Origin of the sequence: Citrobacter sp. Cm038 (assembly GCF_030333105.1) — a bacterium.
GTDB classification, from domain to species: Bacteria; Pseudomonadota; Gammaproteobacteria; order Enterobacterales; family Enterobacteriaceae; genus Citrobacter; species Citrobacter murliniae.
In genome coordinates, this window is the sequence record NZ_JAOWGO010000025.1 from 699,106 (window position 1) to 721,131 (window position 22,026).

17 protein-coding genes and 1 pseudogene are annotated in these 22,026 nt (G+C 49.3%); 11 read left to right on the forward strand and 7 right to left on the reverse strand.

Annotation, left to right across the window (positions count from 1 at the left end; genetic code table 11):
* Nucleotides 1-34: 34 nt before the first annotated feature.
* Nucleotides 35-175, reverse strand: coding sequence for a hypothetical protein (locus tag OGY01_RS22835; RefSeq protein ID WP_003832695.1), 141 nt, complete (start codon nt 173-175; stop codon nt 35-37).
* A 247-nt stretch (nt 176-422) separates the two neighbouring features.
* On the opposite strand from OGY01_RS22835, the gene OGY01_RS22840 reads away from it, so the two are divergent.
* Nucleotides 423-1,904, forward strand: a complete 1,482-nt coding sequence (locus OGY01_RS22840; protein ID WP_286493764.1) for an APC family permease — start codon at nt 423-425, stop codon at nt 1,902-1,904.
* Between the two features lie 20 nt (nt 1,905-1,924).
* On the opposite strand, the gene OGY01_RS22845 is transcribed toward OGY01_RS22840, so the two are convergent.
* Both OGY01_RS22845 and OGY01_RS22850 read right to left on the reverse strand, forming a co-directional pair.
* Nucleotides 1,925-2,623 (reverse strand): cache domain-containing protein, encoded by a 699-nt coding sequence (locus OGY01_RS22845; protein ID WP_286493766.1) that lies wholly within the window; start codon nt 2,621-2,623, stop codon nt 1,925-1,927.
* Nucleotides 2,624-2,647: 24 nt separating this feature from the next.
* Complete coding sequence (locus tag OGY01_RS22850) at nt 2,648-3,373, reverse strand: FadR/GntR family transcriptional regulator (protein ID WP_353622518.1); 726 nt, start codon at nt 3,371-3,373, stop codon at nt 2,648-2,650.
* A 292-nt stretch (nt 3,374-3,665) separates the two neighbouring features.
* Between OGY01_RS22850 and OGY01_RS22855 the strand changes: the two genes are divergently transcribed.
* The 4 genes from OGY01_RS22855 (at nt 3,666) to OGY01_RS22870 (ending at nt 8,742) form a co-directional block, all read left to right on the forward strand.
* Complete coding sequence (locus OGY01_RS22855) at nt 3,666-5,093, forward strand: aminobutyraldehyde dehydrogenase (RefSeq protein ID WP_286493770.1); 1,428 nt, start codon at nt 3,666-3,668, stop codon at nt 5,091-5,093.
* 11 nt (nt 5,094-5,104) lie between these two features.
* Nucleotides 5,105-5,578, forward strand: a complete 474-nt coding sequence (locus OGY01_RS22860) for an ester cyclase (protein ID WP_353622519.1) — start codon at nt 5,105-5,107, stop codon at nt 5,576-5,578.
* A gap of 80 nt (nt 5,579-5,658) precedes the next feature.
* Nucleotides 5,659-7,551, forward strand: a complete 1,893-nt coding sequence (locus tag OGY01_RS22865; RefSeq protein WP_286493773.1) for a flavin monoamine oxidase family protein — start codon at nt 5,659-5,661, stop codon at nt 7,549-7,551.
* A 3-nt stretch (nt 7,552-7,554) separates the two neighbouring features.
* Entirely contained in the window at nt 7,555-8,742 is a 1,188-nt protein-coding gene (locus tag OGY01_RS22870; protein WP_286493775.1) for a c-type cytochrome, read from the forward strand.
* Nucleotides 8,743-8,795: 53 nt separating this feature from the next.
* On the opposite strand, the gene pdxR is transcribed toward OGY01_RS22870, so the two are convergent.
* The gene (gene pdxR, locus OGY01_RS22875) at nt 8,796-10,268 is read right to left on the reverse strand and encodes a MocR-like pyridoxine biosynthesis transcription factor PdxR (protein ID WP_286493777.1); all 1,473 of its coding nucleotides are present in this window, start codon (nt 10,266-10,268) and stop codon (nt 8,796-8,798) included.
* A 106-nt stretch (nt 10,269-10,374) separates the two neighbouring features.
* Between pdxR and puuE the strand changes: the two genes are divergently transcribed.
* From puuE to OGY01_RS22895, 4 genes are all read left to right on the forward strand, one after another.
* Complete coding sequence (gene puuE, locus OGY01_RS22880; RefSeq protein ID WP_045442343.1) at nt 10,375-11,640, forward strand: 4-aminobutyrate transaminase; 1,266 nt, start codon at nt 10,375-10,377, stop codon at nt 11,638-11,640.
* Nucleotides 11,641-11,857: 217 nt separating this feature from the next.
* The gene (locus OGY01_RS22885; protein WP_286493779.1) at nt 11,858-12,913 is read left to right on the forward strand and encodes an ABC transporter substrate-binding protein; all 1,056 of its coding nucleotides are present in this window, start codon (nt 11,858-11,860) and stop codon (nt 12,911-12,913) included.
* Nucleotides 12,900-13,904 carry a FecCD family ABC transporter permease gene (locus OGY01_RS22890; RefSeq protein ID WP_200011723.1) on the forward strand — a complete coding sequence of 335 codons (1,005 nt, stop codon included), beginning with the start codon at nt 12,900-12,902 and terminating at the stop codon, nt 13,902-13,904. The genes OGY01_RS22885 and OGY01_RS22890 overlap by 14 nt, the downstream gene beginning before the upstream one ends.
* The gene (locus OGY01_RS22895) at nt 13,901-14,653 is read left to right on the forward strand and encodes an ABC transporter ATP-binding protein (RefSeq protein ID WP_286493781.1); all 753 of its coding nucleotides are present in this window, start codon (nt 13,901-13,903) and stop codon (nt 14,651-14,653) included. Before OGY01_RS22890 ends, OGY01_RS22895 begins: the two co-directional genes overlap by 4 nt.
* On the opposite strand, the gene OGY01_RS22900 is transcribed toward OGY01_RS22895, so the two are convergent.
* The 3 genes from OGY01_RS22900 to pdeG all read right to left on the reverse strand — a co-directional run bounded on the left by OGY01_RS22900 (nt 14,622) and on the right by pdeG (nt 18,692).
* Nucleotides 14,622-15,362 carry a substrate-binding domain-containing protein gene (locus tag OGY01_RS22900; protein WP_286493782.1) on the reverse strand — a complete coding sequence of 247 codons (741 nt, stop codon included), beginning with the start codon at nt 15,360-15,362 and terminating at the stop codon, nt 14,622-14,624. The genes OGY01_RS22895 and OGY01_RS22900 overlap by 32 nt on opposite strands.
* Nucleotides 15,363-15,462: 100 nt before the next feature.
* Nucleotides 15,463-17,070, reverse strand: a complete 1,608-nt coding sequence (locus OGY01_RS22905) for an FAD-NAD(P)-binding protein (protein WP_286493810.1) — start codon at nt 17,068-17,070, stop codon at nt 15,463-15,465.
* 98 nt (nt 17,071-17,168) lie between these two features.
* Nucleotides 17,169-18,692, reverse strand: a complete 1,524-nt coding sequence (gene pdeG / locus OGY01_RS22910) for a cyclic di-3',5'-guanosine monophosphate phosphodiesterase PdeG (RefSeq protein WP_045442358.1) — start codon at nt 18,690-18,692, stop codon at nt 17,169-17,171.
* 326 nt (nt 18,693-19,018) lie between these two features.
* Here pdeG and dgcJ point away from each other — a divergent pair.
* Both dgcJ and OGY01_RS22920 read left to right on the forward strand, forming a co-directional pair.
* Nucleotides 19,019-20,478: pseudogene (dgcJ, locus tag OGY01_RS22915) on the forward strand (diguanylate cyclase DgcJ).
* Between the two features lie 136 nt (nt 20,479-20,614).
* Nucleotides 20,615-21,637: a hypothetical protein gene (locus OGY01_RS22920; protein WP_048221547.1), complete on the forward strand. Its 1,023-nt coding sequence runs from the start codon at nt 20,615-20,617 to the stop codon at nt 21,635-21,637.
* The last annotated feature ends 389 nt before the right edge of the window (nt 21,638-22,026 follow it).

The following is a 22,026-nucleotide window of genomic DNA, read 5'->3' on the forward strand; positions in this document are numbered from 1 at the left end:
ATATAAAAAAACCGGCATTACGCCGGTTCAGAGATTAGATCTTGCAGGCGTCGCCGCAGTCATTATCAGCAATAATTTCCTGCGCTTTTTTGTCAGCATCTTCCAGACGTTCAGCATTACGCTCTTGCGCTTCTTCCAGTCCATCAAAGACCAGATTATCGAGATCAATTTCCATCATTCACCTGTTCAGGTTTGGCGTTAAACATCGCCCTATTATATTGCAAATATGTTGCTTAACAGCAGCGATTCTTGCGTTTTTTCAGTTCAGATGCCGCTTAACGGTGCGCTGTGTCTTCTCTCATTAGTGGAAATCATACGATTTTATTTAACAAATATGTGACAAAATCACTATACATATAACTTAATATCTTTTATACATTAATCGTTCACCCCTGCGACTATTCCACAAAAGAGAAAGATATATGGAACAGACACCTGATAAGAAAAACGATATTTTTCATAAAGATGGCAAAGAACAGTTCAACCGGTCGATCGGACTTATCTCTAACTTTGCGTTGGGTTTTACCTACCTGTCGCCACTTACTGCTGTTTATTCTCTGTTTGCTCTGGCAGTGACTCTGGCTGGGCCACCCGCGGTATGGTGGATTTTGATCGTCGCGTGCGGACAGCTTCTGGTGGCATTGGTATTTGGTGAAGTGGCATCCCAGTATCCTATTACCGGTGGACTGTATCCCTGGGCCAGAAGGTTATGGGGGAAAAAGTATGCATGGATCGCGGCGTGGATTTACCTTTGGGCGTTGGTTGTCACCATAACGTCAATCGCTGAATACACTTCGACTTTTGTAGAGTCTCTGTTCCACTATGGTCAAACGCCCGCCACTATGCTGCTGACATCTGTCGTGCTGCTGTTTTTGATGATGGCGGTGAATATGTCAGGGACGAAGAATCTTGCCCGCGTCGCCAAAATTGGTTTCTGGTGTGAAATTGTCAGCGTTATTGCGCTGGGAATATATCTGCTGATCTTTCATCGCTCACAACCGTTCTCGGTCATCTTTGATTCGATGGGCGTACTTGCTCAGGACGGAAGTTATTCCACCGCATTTATGTCAGCCGCGCTGATGGGCTTGTTTATGTTCTTTGGCTTCGAGGCATGCGGTAACGTCGCGGAGGAGGTGAAGAACCCAAGCAAAAAAATCCCGGTAGCTATGATTTTGAGCATCGTGTTTGGCGCGATCTCCGCCATCATCTCTGTGATGGGCTATCTGCTTGCTTCACCAAACCTGGTCAGCATTGTTAACGGTAAAACGGCCGATCCGATCCCGGCTATCCTTAATGAGGCTCTGGGGGAAACGGGCGCAACAATCTTTATTGTCGTGGCGATTATAGCCATGTTGTCGTGCATTCTGTCCCTTCAGGCTGCGCTGAGCCGCCTCATCTTTTCCTTCTCCCGTGACAAAATGCTACCGGGAAGCGAGTGGATGGCAAAAATTTCCAAAAACGGCGTACCGGATAATGCCATGGTTGTTAGCTGCTTACTGCCGGTGATCATTTGTATCTGGGTTTATTTTCAGCCGGATAATCTGTCGCGCATTACCGCGTTTGCCGTCATCGGTATTTACATTTCGTTCCAGATGGTGGTGCTGGCCGCGTTGCGTCAGCGTCTGAAGGGCTGGAAACCAGCGGGTGAGTGGACCATAGGTGGTTGGGGGACTCTCGTCAACGTGCTGGCGTTAGCCTATGGGCTGTGTGGTATCTGGCTGCTGGCGCAGCCTGCCGACAGCAGCGACTTCATTGATCGTTGGACGGTGTTGTTTGGTCTGGCGATTGTCGTGGGCTCAGGGCTGGTCTATATGTTCCTGACCCGTCCGTTCGGTCGCTCCGCTGCGCCTGAAAATGATGCTATTGCCTACGCAAACAAGCTAACTATGGGGCAGGACAACTGAAAACAAGGGCCTTCGGGCCCTTAGTTTTGATAGTGATAAAGGATAAAGTAGTCGCTCTGATAAACAAGGGTGGTGTTCGTCGGCGACAACAATTCACCTACGCGATAACGCGGCCAACTGGAGAAAATAATTCTGTTTTCCAGATTCGTCAGAATCACATAATCAGGCTGGGGGCAGGAAAGCAATTCAGCTTCAATCTGGCTGACCAGCAGATCGACGGCGGCGACACCAAGAAACTGATCATTGAAGTAGACGGGTACAGCTGACGTCAGTGTGTAAGAGATGTTGCAAATATAATCGACATACGGGCCGTGAATATAAGCTTCGCCGGCTGGTGGGGAGTGTTTAAACCACTCGAACGTTCTGAAATCAAGCCGCTGCTGTGTGGCCTGATCCAAATCCAGATTTGCCTGACTCAAACCATTATCTTTTTTATACCACCATTCCAGATGCCAGTACTCTCTCGTTGTCGGCGTGCTCTCAATATGGCTGGCGAATCCGGCACCGGAGCAATAGTGATTGTCATTGAGTGTACGTTTAATGTGCCGCTGAACGGTTGCTCTTACAGCAGGGTCGAGGACCACCTCCGCTGAGCCTTTTTGCACACCGGCAATAGCCTCATGGATACTCCTCGCCAGCGCAACGGTAGAATCTACGGTAGAAGCAGTAATATCATCAATTTTACGGATTAATGCGCTTAAGGATGTCGAAGAGGTCATTGTCTGTCCTGCCTTCACTGATTGTTAATTCGAATTATATTTCAGCTTTTTTTCTATAAGGTAATAGGTAAATGTGTCGATAATCTGCGTGGCGAACTGTACGGATTCCACCTCGTTATGGGCAGCCAGCGCGTCGGCCAGCGCCGAATAGAACGCAATAATTTCTGCATGAATATTGCCAGAGCGATAAAGTATGGCAACCAGTGAGGCCCATTCAGCCTGTACCTGCAATTCCTGATTGGCCAGCCGCGCCGAATGAGAACTAGCTGCTATTGCCAGCAGGCAACGCATATCGGCCTGTGTCATTAATTCTGGCGAATCCGCTTTTCTTAACACCTCGACAAACTCGCGAAATTTAGAGATATCGGCACCGGTCATACGCCTGGAAGCGAGTCTTGCGCTGTGGCTAATAATAGCGCAATGCATTTCCCCTAAATCGGAAAGGTAATCTGTACTGATCGATTTGAACGGATGCAGGGCGCTATTTTTGCCGTCGATGTTTTCGCAAACAAAACTCCCGCCATTGCGACCACGAATCGTATGGATAAGATTATTAGCCCGAAGCGTGTTTAGTGCTTCTCTGATTGTGATATGTGAGACACCCATCATCTTTGCCAGATCGGTTTCGTTTGGGAGCTGCTCTTTTGGCTCCAGTAATCCCGTAATAATGGCGTTCGAAAGGCGCTGCACTATCTGGTCAGAACGACTGACCTGCCCGATAGGCGCAAATATGACCGCATGAGTAATCATAATCTTTTCTGCACTCAATTCCCTGAAACAACGACCATTTCTAACACAAGCCCGTCAGGCAAGGAAGGTCAGAATGGTCGCGTTATTTTACATGCCCGCGCGTGATGCCATTGCACAGACGGATGTGTGTTCCGATAGCGTTAACTGATGATGAATTGCCTCTCACTTGTAAATGTAAAATATAAGTTAAAAATGCGAGGCTTATCATAGTGTCAATGTTGCGCATTTGAAAAAGTTTTACAATATATATATTACATAAGATTCTTTATGTATTAACTGGCAGGAGACACGCATGAAAACCCTGAAGCACTTTATTAACGGGCAATATGTCGCGGGTAGCACAGATGAAACCTTTGAACTGGTGAGTCCGGTTGATGGTGAAACGTACGCATTATCTCCCAACGGCATTGCGGTTGAGGTGGATCTTGCTTACTCGGCGGCGGCAGCGGCGTTTAGTATCTGGAAAAAATCGACGCCCGCGCAGCGGCAAAAAGCGCTTCTGGCGCTGGCTGATGAAATAGAACGAAACGTAGAACGTCTGGCGAGGGCGCAAAGCCAGGAAACTGGTCAACTGCTGCATTTTATTGAGAAAGAGGAAATAGCCGCTTCATGCGATGCAATTCGCTTTTTCGCCGGTGCAGCACGCTGTCTTGAGGGAAAGGCCGCCGGAGAATATTCCACCGGTTTTACCTCTACTATTCGTCGTGAACCGCTGGGTATTGTCGGGCAAGTCACACCGTGGAATTACCCGTTTATGATGGCGGTGTGGAAGATTGCTCCGGCGCTGGCGGCGGGTAACACAGTAGTACTAAAACCGAGTGATACCACCCCGGTCAGTACGTTGCTGCTGGCGGAACTGGCTGCACCACTGTTCCCGAAAGGAGCATTTAACGTGGTATTGGGAAAAGCCAATACTGGTTCGCTGGTGGTTTCTAACCCAACGGCTTCACTGGTTTCTATTACCGGTTCCGTCCGTGCGGGTTTGCAGGTCGCGGCATCTGCGGCTGCAAACCTGACTAAAGCCCATTTGGAACTTGGCGGAAAAGCACCTGCCGTCGTTTTTGCCGATGCGAACATAGACAAGGCTATTGACGCGATCACCACGGCGGGCTTTTTCAATGCCGGTCAGGATTGCACGGCCGCCACGCGTATTCTGGTGGAACAGTCCATCTACCCTGCGTTTCTGGAAAAACTGATCCAAAAAACAAAGCAGATAAAATTTGGCCCTCCTGAAGACCAGGAGGCTCTGTATGGCGCGCTGAACAGCCGAAATCAGCTTGAGCAGGTAAAAGGCTTTATTGCACGTCTGCCAGCACATGCAAAAGTTGAAACGGGTGGAAGAGCAGGAGCAGGGCCGGGTTTCTACTTTGAACCGACCATCATCTCTGGCCTGCATCAGCATGATGAAGCCATCCAACACGAAGTGTTTGGCCCGGTGATGGCCATTCAGTCGTTCTCAACTGACGAAGAGGCGCTGGACAAGGCCAATGATGTTGAATACGGCCTGGCTGCCAGCGTCTGGACCAGCAACCATGGTCGCGCGCAACGCTTCAGCATCGATCTTGATTTTGGCACGGTGTGGATTAACAGCCATATTCCGCTGTGTGCTGAAATGCCACACGGCGGCTTCAAAAAGTCGGGTTACGGAAAAGATCTCTCTTCTTATTCTCTCGATGAATATACCCGTGTGAAACATATCATGACCGATATTTCTGAATAGCAGGTAATATGATGAAAACATTGAAAATAGCTGTGCTTTCACTGGTGATGTTCTCGGGCCTGAGCATGGCGGCAAGTACCTCGCTGAGTACTGTGAAAGAGTATATGGCGGCATGGAATGCGCACAATGCGCCACTTGCTGCACAGTACCTGGCAAATGACGTGGTTTATTACGATGCAGCGGCGGGTGAGCCGGTAAACGGCAGAGAAAACGCCGAGAAAGAGGTCATCGGGGCATTTATAAAAGCGGTTCCTGATTTAACCTGGAAAATGATTGGTAAGCCCGTTTATGACGAGGATACCGTCGCTTTCCGGTGGGAATTTTCTGGCAAAAACAGCGGTGAATGGACCGGAAGTCCGGCAACAAATAATCCGATCAAATTTGAAGGTGTCAGCTATATTCATGTTAAAGCAGGAAAAATCACCTGGCAGGGTGATTATTATGATTCGAAAAAACTGGATGAAGAACTGAAGCCAGTGAAGTAGTCGATTGTCTCTCCCTCAAAAAAGAGGGGGAGACTCTGATTTTTTTAGGGCAGTGTGCAAGTGGCAAAAGGACAAAGTTAATGGCAATAACCAGACGTGATTTTCTCAACGGCGTGGCGGTCACTATCGCTGCGGGACTGACTCCTCTGGACCTGGTCAGGGCGGCAGGAAATGGCAACGAATTCATTAATGGAAGTTATTATCCGCCTGCGTTGACGGGTCTGCGGGGTAATCATCCAGGTTCGTTCGAGATGGCTCATGCATTGGGCCGTGAGCATAAACGTTTTGACTTAAACGCTCTCCCCATCGAGGAGGAGTACGATCTGGTTATCGTCGGCGGCGGCATTAGCGGACTGGCTGCCGCGTGCTTCTGGCGTGAACTCGCCGGGCAGAGCAGCAGGATCCTTATCCTCGACAACCATGATGATTTTGGCGGGCACGCCAAACGTAACGAATTTAATTCCACGGGCAAAAAACTTCTTGGCTATGGCGGCAGCGAGTCATTTCAGTCACCAGCGCACAATTTTAGCCCCGTGGTCCAAAAACTGATGGAGACAGTTGGCGTTAGTGCTACGCGTCTGAAAGACAGTTTTGACGTGAATTTCTACCCTGACTGGCAACTTAGTCGCGGCGTATTTTTCGACAAAAAGAATTTTGGTGAGACCAAAATAGTCAGCGGCGATCCGGGGCGGGCCGTCTCCGATGATATTCCACCGGACAGACTTAATGGGCGAAATATCGAAGCGTTTATCAACGACTTTCCATTAAGTGAAAGTGACCGAAAGGCGCTCATCGACCTGCATGTGCGCCCGGTCGATTATCTTCAGGGCATGACGGTGGACGAAAAAAGCGACTGGATGGATGCCCACAGCTACAGTGAATTCCTTGCAACAAAAGTCGGATTGAGCAAAATGGCGCTGCTCTATTTTCAGCAGCGTTCCAATGATTTCTTTGCTATTGGTATCGAGGGAATTTCCTGCAGTGATGCCAGAGCCTGCGCACTACCTGGTATGGAGGCATTAGGGTTACCGCCACTGGACGGGGAGTCGCTGGCCGATCTCGAAGAGCCATATGTCTATCATTTCCCGGACGGCAATGCCGGTCTGGCGCGACTACTGGTCAGACACCTGCTGCCCGACGCGCTGCCAGGCAATTCAATGGAAGATTCAGTCCTCGCAAGGCTGCATTACGAAAAGCTGGACCAGCCGGAAAATACAACCCGTCTGCGCCTGAACAGTACCGTGATCAACGCGGCGAACGTGCCGGACGGCGTTGCCATAACCTGGTTACGTGATGGCAAGATGCATCGCGTTCGCGGTAAGAATGCCATCATGGCGGGCTATAACATGATGATCCCATACATTGTGCCTGAAACGCCGGAACAGCAAAAAGCAGACCTCAAACTGAACGTAAAAGCACCGCTTGTGTACACCAACGTGGTGGTCAAGAACTGGAATGCGTTTAAGCAGCTTGGTGTGCATGAGTTTTACTCTCCCGCTGCGCCTTACAGCCGGGTGAAGCTCGACTATCCGGTTAGTATCGGAGGTTACCAGCATCCGGCGACACCGGACGATCCAATGGTTATTCATATGGTCTATGTGCCTACTTATCCGGGCAGTAATCTGTCAGCCAGGGAACAGTTCCGCCTGGGGCGGGCATGGTTACTTGGTACCACGTTTGCGGCGCATGAAGAAATGATTCGCGCCCAGTTGCAGGAGATGTTTGGTTCTACGGGTTTTGATAATCAACGGGATATTTCAGCCATTACGGTTAACCGTTGGGCGCATGGTTATGCGTATTACCCCACGTCGCTGTTCGATGATATGGACAAAATGCCCGAGATTATTGACCGGGCGCGTAAACCAGTCGGTCGAATTGCCATTGCTAACTCGGATTCTGACTGGAGTGCTTATGCGCATGCTGCGATCGATCAGGCATGGCGTGCGGTCAACGAACTCAAGGATATGGGGTGATCTATGCGTAACGTAACCTTTCTTATCGCTTGTTTATTTAGCGTCGGTGTCTCTGCTGCTGAATCTAACGGTGAGTACATCGCGCGAATTTCTGACTGTGTGGCATGTCACACCGCTGAGGGCGGAGCGGCGATGGCGGGGGGCAAAAAGTTTCCCACGCCCGTTGGTGATATTTATTCGACGAATATTACCCCCGACAAGACCCACGGTATTGGCAACTACTCTTACGACGAGTTTGAAAAAGCGGTGCGCCAGGGTATTGCCAAAGACGGTCATCCACTTTATCCGGCGATGCCTTATCCGTCTTATGCTAAGCTTTCCGGTGAGGATGTTCAGGCGCTGTACACCTATTTTATGCATGATGTCACCTCATCTGCAGAACCCAATAAAGAGAACGCCATCCCCTGGCTCCTCTCGGCCCGATGGCCGCTGCATATCTGGAACTGGTTGTTTACCGATGCACCTGAGAGCAAAAAAACGGATGTAAATACTGAGCTGGTCAATCGGGGGGCTTATCTGGTTGAAGGGCCTGGTCACTGCGGTTCGTGTCATACCCCAAGGGGGATAGCGATGCAGGAAAAAGCGTACACCAGTAGCGATGATGAATACCTGAGCGGCGCGATGATCGACGGCTGGTACGCACCATCACTGAAAGGGACCGCCTTGTCAGAGCAGGAATTAACGTCGCTGTTACTGACTGGAAAAAGCAAACATGCCGCGGTTTCAGGATCAATGGCGGAGGTTGTGAGTCAGAGTACTCAGTATCTGACGGATGATGACGCTGCAGCGATAGCGCAGTATTTGCTGAGTCTGAAGCGCGATAAGGCTGCCCCGACGCGCCCGACGGCTATGTGGTCAAATTCGCCTGAAGCGGGCAAGGTTGTCTATAACCGCTATTGCTCAACCTGTCACGGCCTGGAAGGCAAAGGAACGGATGATAATGTGCCTTCTTTGATCAAAAACCCGCTGGTCATGATTGACGATCCGACCCCGCTGTACAGAGTGATTTCGCAGGGGGCGGAAACACCCACGACGCGGGGAAATGTCTCCTTCAAAATGCCAGCGTATGAGGGAATGATGACTAAGGGTGAAATGCGCGACGTTATCAACTATGTGCGTAAAAGCTGGGGCGAAGGTAATGGCGAGATAACACAGGAGGATCTGGCCGGACTTAAAAAAGCCACACACTAGCAGAACGCCGGATGGGGGGGCAAACCTCATCCGGCGTACAAATCCGACGTTCGTCAACTATGGGCTTTAATAATCCCGGCCAGTCTGGAAAACGCCGATGCCATCTCATGTTCTTCAATGCTGGCAAATCCCAGCAACAGACCGCGGCGTTTCTCTTCACTGATGTAATACCGCGACAGCGGCCGAACCAACAAACCTTCGGCATTTGCCAACCGTGCAATGGCAACGTCATCGCTATCGGCTGGCAACTGTAAAATCAGATGCAGCCCGGCGTTACTGTTGAAGGAGCCCAGATAATGTTCACCGAGCATCCTGGTGATCAGTTCAACCAGCATATGGCGACGGCGGCTGTAGAGCTGACGCATTTTGCGGATATGGGCCGCGTAGTAACCCTCTTTAATAAACTCAGCCAGCGCGGCCTGAATCAGAAGATGACCACCGCGATAGAGGTCAGTGTGAACTTTCTTCAGTGGGGTAGCGAGTGCCCTGGGCAGGACGACATAACCGAGTCGGAGTGCGGGATAAAGTGTTTTGCTGAACGTACCGATGTAAATGACCGGACTCTCTTCCTCCAGTCCCTGTAATGACGGAATGGGCTGACCCGAGAAGCGAAACTCACTGTCGTAATCATCTTCCACTATCCAGCTTCGTGTTTCACGCGCCCGAAAGAGGAGCTGCCGCCGCCGGCTGAGGCTCATTACCGAACCGAGGGGATATTGGTGTGACGGTGTCACAAAAATCAGTTTCGGCGCAACCTCTGATTCTCCTGGCGGAACCATACCTTGTTCATCAACGGGGATCGCCGAAAAGTTAACAGCGTTGATACGCAGAATGTTTTTTATTCCCCAGTAGCCAGGTTCTTCAATCCAGACGTTATCACCTGGGTCACACAGAGTGCGGGTCACCAGATCCAACGCCTGATGAATGCCTTCGGTGATCAGTATCTGTTCGGGAGAGCATCTGACGCCGCGCGCGGTGCGCAGGTAATCGGCCAGCGCCTCTTTCAGCTCACTTACGCCGCCTGTAGCATCGTAGGTAAGAAACTCCGGGCGCAACCGTCTTGCCAGCCGGTCCTGAATCTTTTTGAGCGTGCGGTAAGGAAAATACTGCACGTCAGGTACGCCTGGGATAAAAGGTCCCCACTGTCGGGGGCTCGCGCTGGCGTAACCCAGCAGTTCAAGACAACGGGCTGATAAGCTGGTGTGGTCTTCTTGCGCGGGTGAGGTGGGTTCCCTGTCGGTGCGCAGGTTGAGATTATCCAGTACGCTGTCAGTAACAAACGTCCCGCTGCTGGTGCGTGCAGAAATATACCCCTCGGCCTGTAACTGCTCATATACCCGTAATACGGTGTTGCGAGATAGCGCCAGCTCACTAGCCAGATCCCGCGAAGGGGGCATGCGGGTTGCTGGTTTCAGGTTACCTTCAAGAATACAACTGCAGATGGCGGCATACAGACGACGATGAAGCTTTTCGTCAGTCTGCTGGCTAAATGCTTGCTTGATCACATCTCCGGCAAGTGAACGCATTTGGATCCTTAAAATAAAACGATTTGGCTCTCGATTAAAGTACCAGATGGCGTCTAAATTTAAAGGGTAATTCAACCCGGATATGTTTATGGACAAGGTGTAGATAATGAACAATAAAAACCTGCAACAACGTCGTTTGGATGCCACCCCGCGTGGCGTAGGTGTGATGTGTGATTTTTTCGCTCAGTCAGCGGAAAACAGCACAATTACCGATATCGAAGGCAATCAATATATTGATTTCGCTGCCGGAATTGCCGTGCTGAATACCGGACACCGTCATCCTCGTATGGTGCAGGCAGTCGAGGCTCAGCTTCAGGCTTTTACTCACACGGCATACCAGATAGTCCCGTACGAGAGCTATGTTTCTCTGGCTGAGAAAATCAATGCAGTTGCGCCTGTTGATGGGCCGCGTAAAACCACATTCTTTACTACCGGAGCAGAGGCGGTAGAAAACGCGGTTAAAATTGCCCGCGCACACACAGGTCGGCCGGGTGTTATCGCCTTTGGCGGCGGTTTTCACGGACGCACATACATGACCATGGCGCTTACCGGTAAGGTCGCGCCGTATAAAAAAGGATTCGGTCCGTTCCCTGGATCTGTTTACCATGCGCCTTATCCTTCTGAACTACAGGGTATTTCCACTGCAGATTCGGTGAAAGCAATTGAGCGGCTGTTTAAAGCTGACATTGACCCCAGCCAGGTGGCGGCGATTATTTTCGAACCCGTGCAGGGCGAAGGGGGATTTGTTGTAGCTCCGCCTGAATTTGTCGCATCTATCCGCCGCATCTGTGATGAGCACGGCATTGTGATGATTGCCGATGAGGTGCAAAGTGGTTTTGCCCGTACGGGTGAGTTGTTCGCTATGGATCACTACGATCATAAAGCTGACCTGATGACCATGGCGAAAAGTCTTGCTGGTGGTATGCCGCTGTCAGGTGTGGTCGGTAAGGCCGAGATTATGGACGCACCAGCGCCGGGTGGTTTGGGCGGCACCTATGCCGGAAACCCGTTGGCTGTGGCAGCGGCCCACGCGGTGCTTGATATTATTCATGATGAACAACTGTGCCAGCGTGCAGAAGCACTTGGTGAGCAACTGCGTGCGGCCCTGAACGATGCTCGTGCAGGGTGTCCGGAGTTGGCCGAAGTACGCGGATTAGGCTCAATGATTGCTGCTGAATTTTGTGATGCAACAACGAAGGAGCCAAGCGCTGCCGTCGCGCAACGTGTGCAGAAGAAAGCGCTTGAGCAGGGGTTACTGCTGTTAACCTGCGGTCAATACGGCAACGTGATCCGCTTCCTCTATCCGCTGACTATTCCGCAAGATCAGTTCGCCAAAGCGTTAGATATCATCAAAATGGCCATTAAATCGTAATATCTGACGCGCAGTACGCACGCAGGCCGACGGTAGTGATTGCCGTCGGCTTTTCTTTTATCGCCGTTAAGTCCAGCGTGACGTAACACGATCCTGCCTGTTTCACGTCATAAATTGATCTTCATCTTTTGAATGGCTCGATTTATAGATAATGGGTTGCCAGTCACATCGTTATATAATTTAATGCATATCGTTTTTCCCTTTCCAGATGGTATCTATGTTAACTCTTCGTTCTTTTGTGCTGGTTTGTGCCAGCCTGTTGTTTGCGTTTTCCGCGCAGGCAGACCGCAGTGTCACCGATCAGCTAGGCCGTCAGGTCACGTTACCAGACCTCGTCGATAAGGTGGTTGTGCTGCAACACCAGACGCTGAATATTCTGGTTCAGTTGGATGCTCAACAGTCAATTGTTGGTGTCATGTCGAGCTGGAAAAAACAGCTTGGCCCTGAGTTTGCCCGCTTTATGCCAACGATTACCTCATTGCCAACGCCTGGCGATCTCACCAGCGTGAATATTGAAAGTTTGCTGGCGATTCATCCGCAGGTGGTGTTCGTTGCCAACTATGCGCCAGCGGAGATGATCCAGCAGATCCAGAATGCCGGTATTCCGGTGGTGGCTATCTCGTTACGCCAGGATATTGACGGGCAACAGAACAAAATGAACCCGACAATGGCCGACGAGGAACAGGTCTATAACGAAGGGTTAAAGCAGGGCATTCGGCTGATTGCTGATGTGGTTGGGCGCAAATCCCAGGCTGAATCGCTGATTAACTACGTTTTTGCGGCGAGGGAAAAATTTAATGCACCGGTCGCTAATATTCCTGAAGCGCAAAAAGTCCGTATCTATATGGCTAACCCCGATCTCATGACCTATGGTTCCGGGAAGTACACCGGGCTGATGATGCAGCACGCTGGCGGGCTAAACGTTGCGGCTGCGAGTGTTAAAGGGGCGCGGCAGGTTTCGCTTGAGCAGGTATTACAGTGGAACCCGCAGGTCATTTTTGTTCAGGATCGCTATCCGCAGGTGGTGGCTGAGATCCAAAACGATCCCAACTGGCAGGGAATTGATGCGGTGAAAAACCATCGTGTCTGGCTGATGCCTGAATACGCTAAAGCCTGGGGATATCCGATGCCGGAAGCACTGGCGATTGGTGAGTTATGGATGGCAAAAAAACTCTACCCGGATGCCTATAAAAACGTGAATGTTGATGCGCAGGCGCAGGAGTACTACCAACGTTTTTATCGTGTGAACTGGCAGCCTGATGCTGGTAAGTAAGCGCATTTTATCCTGGCAACCGATCCTCATAACGGCTGTGCTGTTGCTGGGAGTGGGCTCGCTGTGTCTTGGACATTATCCATTGTCATTGGGCGATGTGTTTTATCAGCTTAGCCATTATTCCGACACTCAGGGCATTGCAAATCAGGTCATCTGGACTGTCAGACTTCCGCGTATTCTGATGGCATTGTTAGCGGGGGGAGCCCTTGGGCTGTGTGGCGCCACCTTGCAAGGGGTGTTTCATAACCCGTTGGTTGACCCACATATTATTGGGGTAACTTCCGGTTCAGCTTTTGGCGGCACGCTGGCTATTCTGCTCGGGCTGGATCCGTGGCTGATGATGGGCTCAACGTTCTTCTTCGGTCTGGCAGCCTTAATCCTGGTGTACGCCATTGCCGCGCTCCAGGGACTGGAGAATACGCTTGTTCTGATCCTGTCAGGTATCATTTTGAGTGGTTTTTTTGCGGCACTGGTGAGTCTGATTCAATATCAGGCCGATACCGAAGAAACATTGCCTAATATTGTGTTCTGGCTACTGGGTAGTTTTGCGACGGCCAACTGGCATAAAGTGCTGATGCTGACCGTTCCGGTCAGTATCGCGGCGACAATTTTGTACCAGTTGCGCTGGCGGATAAACCTGTTATCACTCAATGATAAAGACGCTAAAGCGCTCGGCGTGGCGGTGATTCCTCTGCGACGCAGTGTGCTGGTCTGCTGCGCGTTTTTAGTCGCGGCACAGGTATCTGTCAGCGGCAGCATTGCCTGGGTTGGGCTGGTTATTCCGCATCTGGCGCGACTGCTGGTGGGTGTCGATCATCGTCGATTACTTCCCTGCGCCTTCTGGTTGGGGGGCGGTTTTATGATTGCGGTAGATGATATTGCGCGTACCTTGATGTCGGCGGAAATACCTCTGGGGATCATTACCGCATTGCTCGGTGCGCCGCTATTTGCCTTTTTGTTAATTCAGTCCAGTCGTCGGGGAAAACGATGAAATCTGCGGTTCTGTATGTTGATCACCTGGCATATGGTTACCAAACGCCGTTATTTGAGCCACTCACATTTCGTTGTGAGAAAGGTGATATATGGGCCGTACTGGGGCGTAATGGGTTGGGGAAAAGCACTCTGCTGGACACGTTAACCGGTACGTTGCCTGCGCTTGGTGGAAGTATAGAAAGTGAAGGTGGAACCGGGATTGTCGCTCAGCATTCCCATCTACCATTTCCCTATACGGTGAGTGATGTCGTGCTTATGGGGCGAGTACAACATGTGAAGCTGTTTGCCCAACCCCGTCATCAGGACAAGCAACGGGCGGCTGAGGCGCTGGAACAGTTAAACATTGCGCATCTTGCTGCGTGTTCGTTTAGCTCGCTCTCCGGTGGGCAGCAACAGCTGGTGATGATCGCGAGGGCACTGGTAACCGATTGCCAGACGTTGTTGCTTGATGAACCCTGTTCCGCACTGGATTTAGCCAATCAGCAGGTAGTGTTGCAACTCATCAGCGATCTGGCCCATCGACAAGGATGCTGTATTCTCTTTTCCACTCACGATCCGCTGCATGCACTGCAAATAGCAACCCATACGCTGTTGCTGTTACCGCAGGGGAAATGGCTTGCCGGTCCTACAGACAGCGTTGTGACGGAAGATAATCTGTACAGGGCTTATGGATTGCCGCTGCGAAAATTCAGCCTGGAAAATCATCCGACGCCGTTTATTGCGCCCCTGCTTGCGATCCATCGCTGAGGGGTAAAAATCCGGCGGCGGTTAAAAATTCCTGACCGCCGCTGGTGAGAATAAATTCAACCAACGCCATGACCTCCTTAGACGCGTCGAGAATGGCAAGCTGATATTCGCACTGAACGTTGTGTTCTGGCGGGATTGCAACACAACGGACATCGGGCTGCCCACACAGCGTTTTCGCATAGTGCGCGTAACCAATGAACAGATCGGCAAATCCCTGACGAATAACCCATGCGCTGGCCAGTTCGCCTTTTGGCACGTTGAGACTGTCGCGACCTCCAACCAGCGCAGTGGCGCGTTCGCGCAGTTGTTGCCCAAGACCCGCTTCAAGCAAATCCAGCTTCTCGAAAAAGGCCCAGGTATAATCGCCACAGGGATCGCATCCGGGGGTTGATGTACCGATACGCAGGGTGGGGTCACGCAGCAAATCCAGCCATTCGCCGGGACGAGCGGTGGTAAGACTCAGTTGATTACGGCTAAACGTCTGTACGGATACGGCTTTACGACTGGACAGTAACTGTTGGGGATGTGCTCGATTTGCCGAAGCAAAAAGTGCGCACGGTTCACCGGCCTCAATTCGCTCCCGCAATAAACCTGCCGGGCCATATTCAACAGTGAAATCTATTCCGCTCAGGCGGGTGAAATGGCTTATCAGCGGGGTTAATGCCGGCCGTAAACTGCCAGCAGCAAAGAGGGGAACAGAAGCGGACATAAGATCAGATCTCTGTGATAAAGAAGATGGTGGAGACAACTATACCTGCTTACCACCTCGCGATAATGCTTCTTTTGATGGTAATAGCAGTGTGTTTTAGTCATGTCTCATAGAACGGCAAACGTCGACGAAAACGGACTGCCGGTTGCACAATAGCTTTCGCAATACAGTCGCCTATTTCCGCGCAGGCAGTAAGACCTTGTACGAACGGTTGATCGTGCATCAGCCAGGGAATGGCGGCAAGTGCAATACGACCACGAACAATATCCGGTGCCTGCAAGGTGTAGTCTTCACCGACTTCCGGTAATTCCTCGCCTGTGGACTGAAGCTGTTTTCGTAACGTCGGAAATGGCAGATCTTTTGTTTTTAGTGGTTTTTGTCCTCTGGCGTCGATAAACACGTCAAATTTATACGCCTTATCGTTAGCGGAGATTACGGTTGCTGCACCTTGTTGCTCCAGCTGGTAATCCGGGCCGAGGGCGAGAATACTCACTATCCCGGCTTCACGCAGTGCCAGTAATCTGCGAATTGACTGTGAGGGGATGGCGGCATAATTATCGATAAAGACGCGCGCAAGTCCGTTGTTGAAGCGTTTTCTGTCCTTCTCATTGAGCGAGGGAACAATCTCCTGCACGGCCTCATGCAAGCGAAGAATAGTGTAGCGCCAGGCGACAGTTCGTCGGTCACGCTTATTACGCTCAACTTCTTCAAGGTTAGTTTCGGCCCACTGAAAAGGGTCGTGTTTTTTGCGTGCGGCAAACCAGGCCTGCGTAAAACTGTCCGCATTAAGCGATGACAGAGCGATCTGTTGGCTCCATACAGGGTCAGTATGTTCAATTTCTTTTACTATCAGCGCAAAGACCCGGTCGAGCAGGCCTTCTGAGCCGTCGGCTATCTGTTTTTCCAGTGCTTGCCCGGTAACAAAACACAGCGGTTCATAGGGGATAGGGCAGTAAAAATCGGCTTCCGGTAAAATGCCAGAGCGGGACATGAGTACAATGTGCAGATCCCGACTTTTGTCATCTTTTTCGAAGCGAATATGCTGCCCGTTATAGGACACAAATCTGCCATGCTGCGCCACGACAGCCATTGCCGCATCAAGAGCGCTCAAAGACGTGCCCATTATCCCTATCTGGCATGCCGGGATTTCTGCATCCATCAGACCGGTCCACGGGCTGGGAAAAAAGGTGCGAGTTAGCGTCTCCTCATCAGGCCAAACGTGCCCCGTTGCTATGACGGCGAGGTCAAATAGTTCAGGTGCAGCCTGCTCAGTGCAAACAACAATGCCCTCTGCTGTTGCCTGGATGTCGTTTACCAGGCTGGATTCATTCACTTTGATATTAAACCCCTGTCTTTCCGCCAGGCTGACAAGTTGTAAAAACTGGTCACGGAAATATTCACCAAGAAGAATGCGCGGCAGAAACTGGCGGACGTGCAGTGAGCCATGTTCAACGCCATAACGCGCTAAATGTGCTTCACTTTGCTGGCGTAACCAGTCGATATAGGGCGAGATAATGGGGGGAATTTCAATGCTGGCGATATTTGCCAGCATCATCCTTGAATTTTCTTCGTCGCTGTAGGGCATACCAACCCCGGCTTCTTTGGCTTGTTCATAGAGGGTAATTGACAGCGGTGTTTGATGCTTAAGCAGCGCGAATAACGTATAAATACCAGTAGGTCCCGCACCAACGATTGCTATCTTTTTCATCATTCTCCGCCTGTTTTTATTTAAACCTTTCGAATAATGCTGTTTGCTATGCCTGTGTTGAATCAGTGACATAGAATTACAGTTAATCGGTTATACGTTTACTCGACAATCACCTTAGCTCTGGCTTTTGACAGCAGAATTTTGACCAGTCCGGTGAAGGTTACCGGTTTGTAGAAATAGTAGCCCTGCAGGAAGGTAATGTTATTTTGGTTCAGGTAGTCGAGTTGCTCTTTCGTTTCGACCCCTTCGGCGACAATGCTTAACGACAGTTTACGAGCCAGATCCAGCACACAATCCAAAATGCGGGTTGAATCCGGATCAGCATTTACTCTACCAACGAAACTCTGGTCAATTTTAATATAATCAATATGCAGATCATGAAGATAAGAAAGTCCTGAATAGCCGGTGCCGAAATCATCCAGGGCAATTACGAAACCATTTTCGTGCAGGACATTAAGTCGCTGAACGAGGTGTTCATCCACATGTAAGGGTTCACGTTCGGTTACTTCAATAACCAGATGTAAATCATTTCGTCTGAAACTGTCCCTGTATTTCAGACACTCCTCAACAAATGTGGGGGAGGTGATATGGGATGCACTAAAGTTAATCCCGACATGAAATCCCTCGGGCAACTTACTGGCAATGACATTCATCTGCGTCACGACCTGTGTCATCAGACTTTGAGTCAGGGGAATTATCAGACCGGATTTTTCGGCAACTGGAATGAATGACGCCGGGGAGATATATCCGGCTCTCGGGTGTTTCCATCTGGCTAATACTTCAACACCGCGCAGCGTCAACGTTTTGCCGTTAACGATCGGTTGATAAAAAGGTACGATCTCTCCGTTGCTGATTGCCTTGCGTAACGTCTCTTCAGGCGTCGCATTCTTGTTCAAATATTTTTCCAGTGCGTAAGCCGCGATACCGGATATCAGCAGGATGAATATCAGTATGCCTGAACCTTTAGTGACCAGTCTGGCTAAGCTGAACAGCGGCGGTTGATTGTAAATTATACTGTAATGATATTTAGCCGAGTCAATTCGCCCGGTTAGTGGCGTATTTGCGTCTATTGTTGCCACATCTCCCGACAGGCCGATGGTGTTATTTCCCACGAGTAGTGAATACGCAACCCTCTTCAACGGAACATTCAGCGCTCCGCGAATATGCTGATCGCTGATGGTGACCAGAATACGGCTCGTTGCAAAAAGTGTCTGGTAGAGCAGTACCGGCAGGCCGTTGACGGTGTTTTTGGCGGGTGCCAGCAGTAAGTTTGTTTCAGGCACAACGGGAATGTGGGTCAATAACACGCGATTACCCGGCAGCGATGAACACCATACTGCCCCATTTTTGATGATAAGAATGGTCCGCAGGTGAGGCTTCAGAGCAGCTTCTGTGCCGAGCTGATATTGTTCTTCCAGATCGCAACCCTTCACGACGATGTCCTTAGCCGTTTTGGTCGCCAGAGTAGCCTCATCGAGTATATTGTTTATGTTGTTTTCTGCATATTTAGCGCCAGCAAGGCTATCGGCCCTGGATGAATACCAGAGCTGAATATTCAGGACAGAAACGCCGAAAACAAAAAGACACGCTGCGAGTGTTAGAGGAAGCAGTATGCTGCGCATTGTCGTGTCCTCGGCCAAAAGACGTAATCTCTGGGGATGAGTGGCTCGCTTAACTGACGAGTAGGCAAAGCATGGTAGACAGAATAAAAAATATCCATAACCCCATCGACATTTCTACTCTATTTCTTATCGTTTGAGTTATGTATCACGCGGCCATCGTGCCGGATTGACAGCGCCACGCTGTATTGTACCTATCCGCAGGCCACGAGGGATGGATTGATGCTATACTTGAGCTTATTTCTTGGAGGTACAACAAGGAGTTAGCCATTTTGTCGAGACAAAAATATATTAGTGCGATTATCTTGACTGTGGTTTGTACCACCTTAGTGTTCATCGCGCTGGCCGTGCATGAAGCGCGAAATTTACAGAATTATATGGGATATGTCGCTGAAAATGGCAAATCGGCACTATTCCATGAAGAGTCAATTAATCAGAATATCGCCAGTCGGCTTTCGCGGGAATTCTATTCCAGAACATCCTCCGATAACCTTACCGATAGTGAACTGGCAGAGATCTGTCGACATGTAGAAAACGAGGGCAACATCTACGGGTTTAATCTTCTGTCTAAAACTATGAAAAACCTTGAAGGGACCTTACAGACTCAGAATAAAACGTGTACAGAGTGGGGGCGTGATATTGGCGCGATGTCCATAATTCAAAGTCCAGGGAGTACGGTCTCACAAAAGTACAGTTTTTCAAACTATACCGGCTATGCTTTCAGGAATATCAGATACTACATAGATCTTTCACATAACTATATTTACATCAATAAACTGGTTAATACCCGTGACTATACCTTTAGTAACTGGTTAGTTAATAATGGTCGCAGCATTAATATCGCGCGCAGCGCACATACTATTACAATCGATGAGAACGCTCTGGATGACCTGATACGAGGGGAAAGCATTGTGTCTCATATTTACCAGGATGGTTATACTCAAAATAATATTATCAGCATGCTTACTCCAGTGTTCCTGGGAGATAAAGTGAAAGGCATTCTGATTACAGATATCAATATTAACGATCTTATCGTTTCATTCGAAACAGTTGACCGGCCGTTGCTATGGAAATTCCTGTCTCTGTATGTTACGGATAATGCAACCGGTGCGAATATTATTTTTCATAACCCGGATCTCAAATCTTTTGGTTTGATCAGTTACCAGGACAAAATCACCCAGTATTACACTCTCCATGTCAAACTGGATGCTATCTACGTCATCATCGCTAATCTGTGGCTATTTATTTTGTATGTTCTGGGGACCTGGACATTATGCCGATATGCGCATAAGCAGTTAATCAGACAGGAATCGCTTTCGCGGGATAACGTGACGGATGTGATGACTGGCCTGTATAACAGAAAAGTTATTACACCTGAACTTGAGCAAAAAATACGCGCGCTCGTTGATCGCAACATCCCTGTCACGATCATCGCGATTGACAGCGATGGACTCAAAAAAATAAATGATACGCTTGGCCACCATATGGGTGATAAAGCGATACAGGCACTGGGTTTGGCGCTGGGAAATACTATTCGTAAAAGTGATTATGGCATACGGCTGGGGGGGATGAGTTCTGCCTGGTTCTTATCGATTATTCACTGAATAAGTCGCGTGATGTTATCGATCGCGTGCAGGAACAATTGCTCACTATTGATCGCGATAAACTGGTGGCGTTCTCCTGGGGAGCGCACCAGATGCAGCCAGGCGATACGCTTGAAGTTGCAATGTTGAAAGCGGACGAATTACTGTATCAACACAAACGTAGCAAATATGCGGAACGCCGATAGTGATGGGTGATAAATACCGTTTTCGTAGGCTGTGTAAAGGGCAAGGAAGCGACTGATTTCGACGTGATAACTCACCATAATCGCTTCTCTTTTTTATCGTAAAGTAGTGCTAACGCTACTAATTTGCAGGTTTTTTATGGCTATTATTTCCCCTAAATATCAACGTGCATACCAGCGAGAATACGAAAAAGAGGCTGTAAAAAATGCCCTTGTCTGGATGAGCATGAATGACTATTTAGCTGAGTGCCTGGCTATTCATGATGAGTGCCACGAAGGTTATTCCCTTCATGAGCAGGTAAGTTCATGGCTTTTTATGCTTCGCATGAAAGGTAAGCCAGAGTTATTGGGGTACAAAACCGCGATACAGTCAAAGGACATGGAACTTCTACATTCAGCCCTGCGTCAGTCTGCCATGGTCAGGCACGTGACGTTGGGTGTGGATTCCGGATGCGATCACTGCATCAATATATGGACGACCCTGGATATTCTTGCCGCCGGCATGTTTTATCGTGTGTCACTTCTTTTACCTGAAAAGTGTGGTCTGAGTGACAATGGTCATCCTGTTACAATAGCGATTACCAATTTAGTTATGGCTTTATGGTACAAACGTACTGACTTTGAAACAGATGCAAGGGAAGGGGCAAAAAGGGTACTTGCGACTAAGCAGGCCACTCACGATCTCCTGGCTATTCGATACCTGATTGCACTTCTTGATGGAAACGTTGCCGAAGCGGGAACACTACTCGATCTATATTGTAAAAGTGTTCCACAAGTAAGGGAGTTTGGTGTCACTAAGCTCAATAAAATGTTCTGGCCATATGCACATGGGTTGTACAATCTTGCTTTTATTGTTTTAGGTCACGATAAAGCCAGCGCAATACCAAAACCAGAGTCGGATTGTTTCCTGAACGAATTGTCCGAGTGGCAACTCACCCATAATTATTGCTCCGGCTCGCTGTTTTTTGAATATCCGCAGCCAGTTGGAATAATTAACTCAATTATCTCGTGTACGCCTCCAGAATGTTTTTTACATCAACCCGATCGGGATACAAGTAAAAATTATAAAGAAAAAAGATATCTGCATGCAGAGCATTTTGAACAACAGGTAATTAAAACAGTTCTGGATAACATGACAAATAAGTCCAGCATCGAGATATAACGGTCACTACAGGAGAACCTACAGGGGTTGATTTGTTGTAGTATTGTCGTGTTTTTTGCGGCGCATGTTTTAATGTTGACTTGTTTATAATTTAACTTTCAATTAATCAAATGCCCATTAATGGACATTTGTCGCGCTCCCTATCTGTTTCACAGGTAAGTATAATATTTTTATGCACGGCATCCTTCAAGCTGCCTCGGCGTTGGCTACGTTCGTTCGCCCGAATCACTTACCGAAGTGAGCTCATCGGGATTCACTCACTTGCCGCCTTGATGCAACTTGAATGATTTTTTGTATATACCCATCATACTTAAACCGCTTAGGTGTTGGCTGCCTTCCTGCAATTCAAGTTATTTAGGGTGTGGCTATTTAATATATTTATTTTTTAT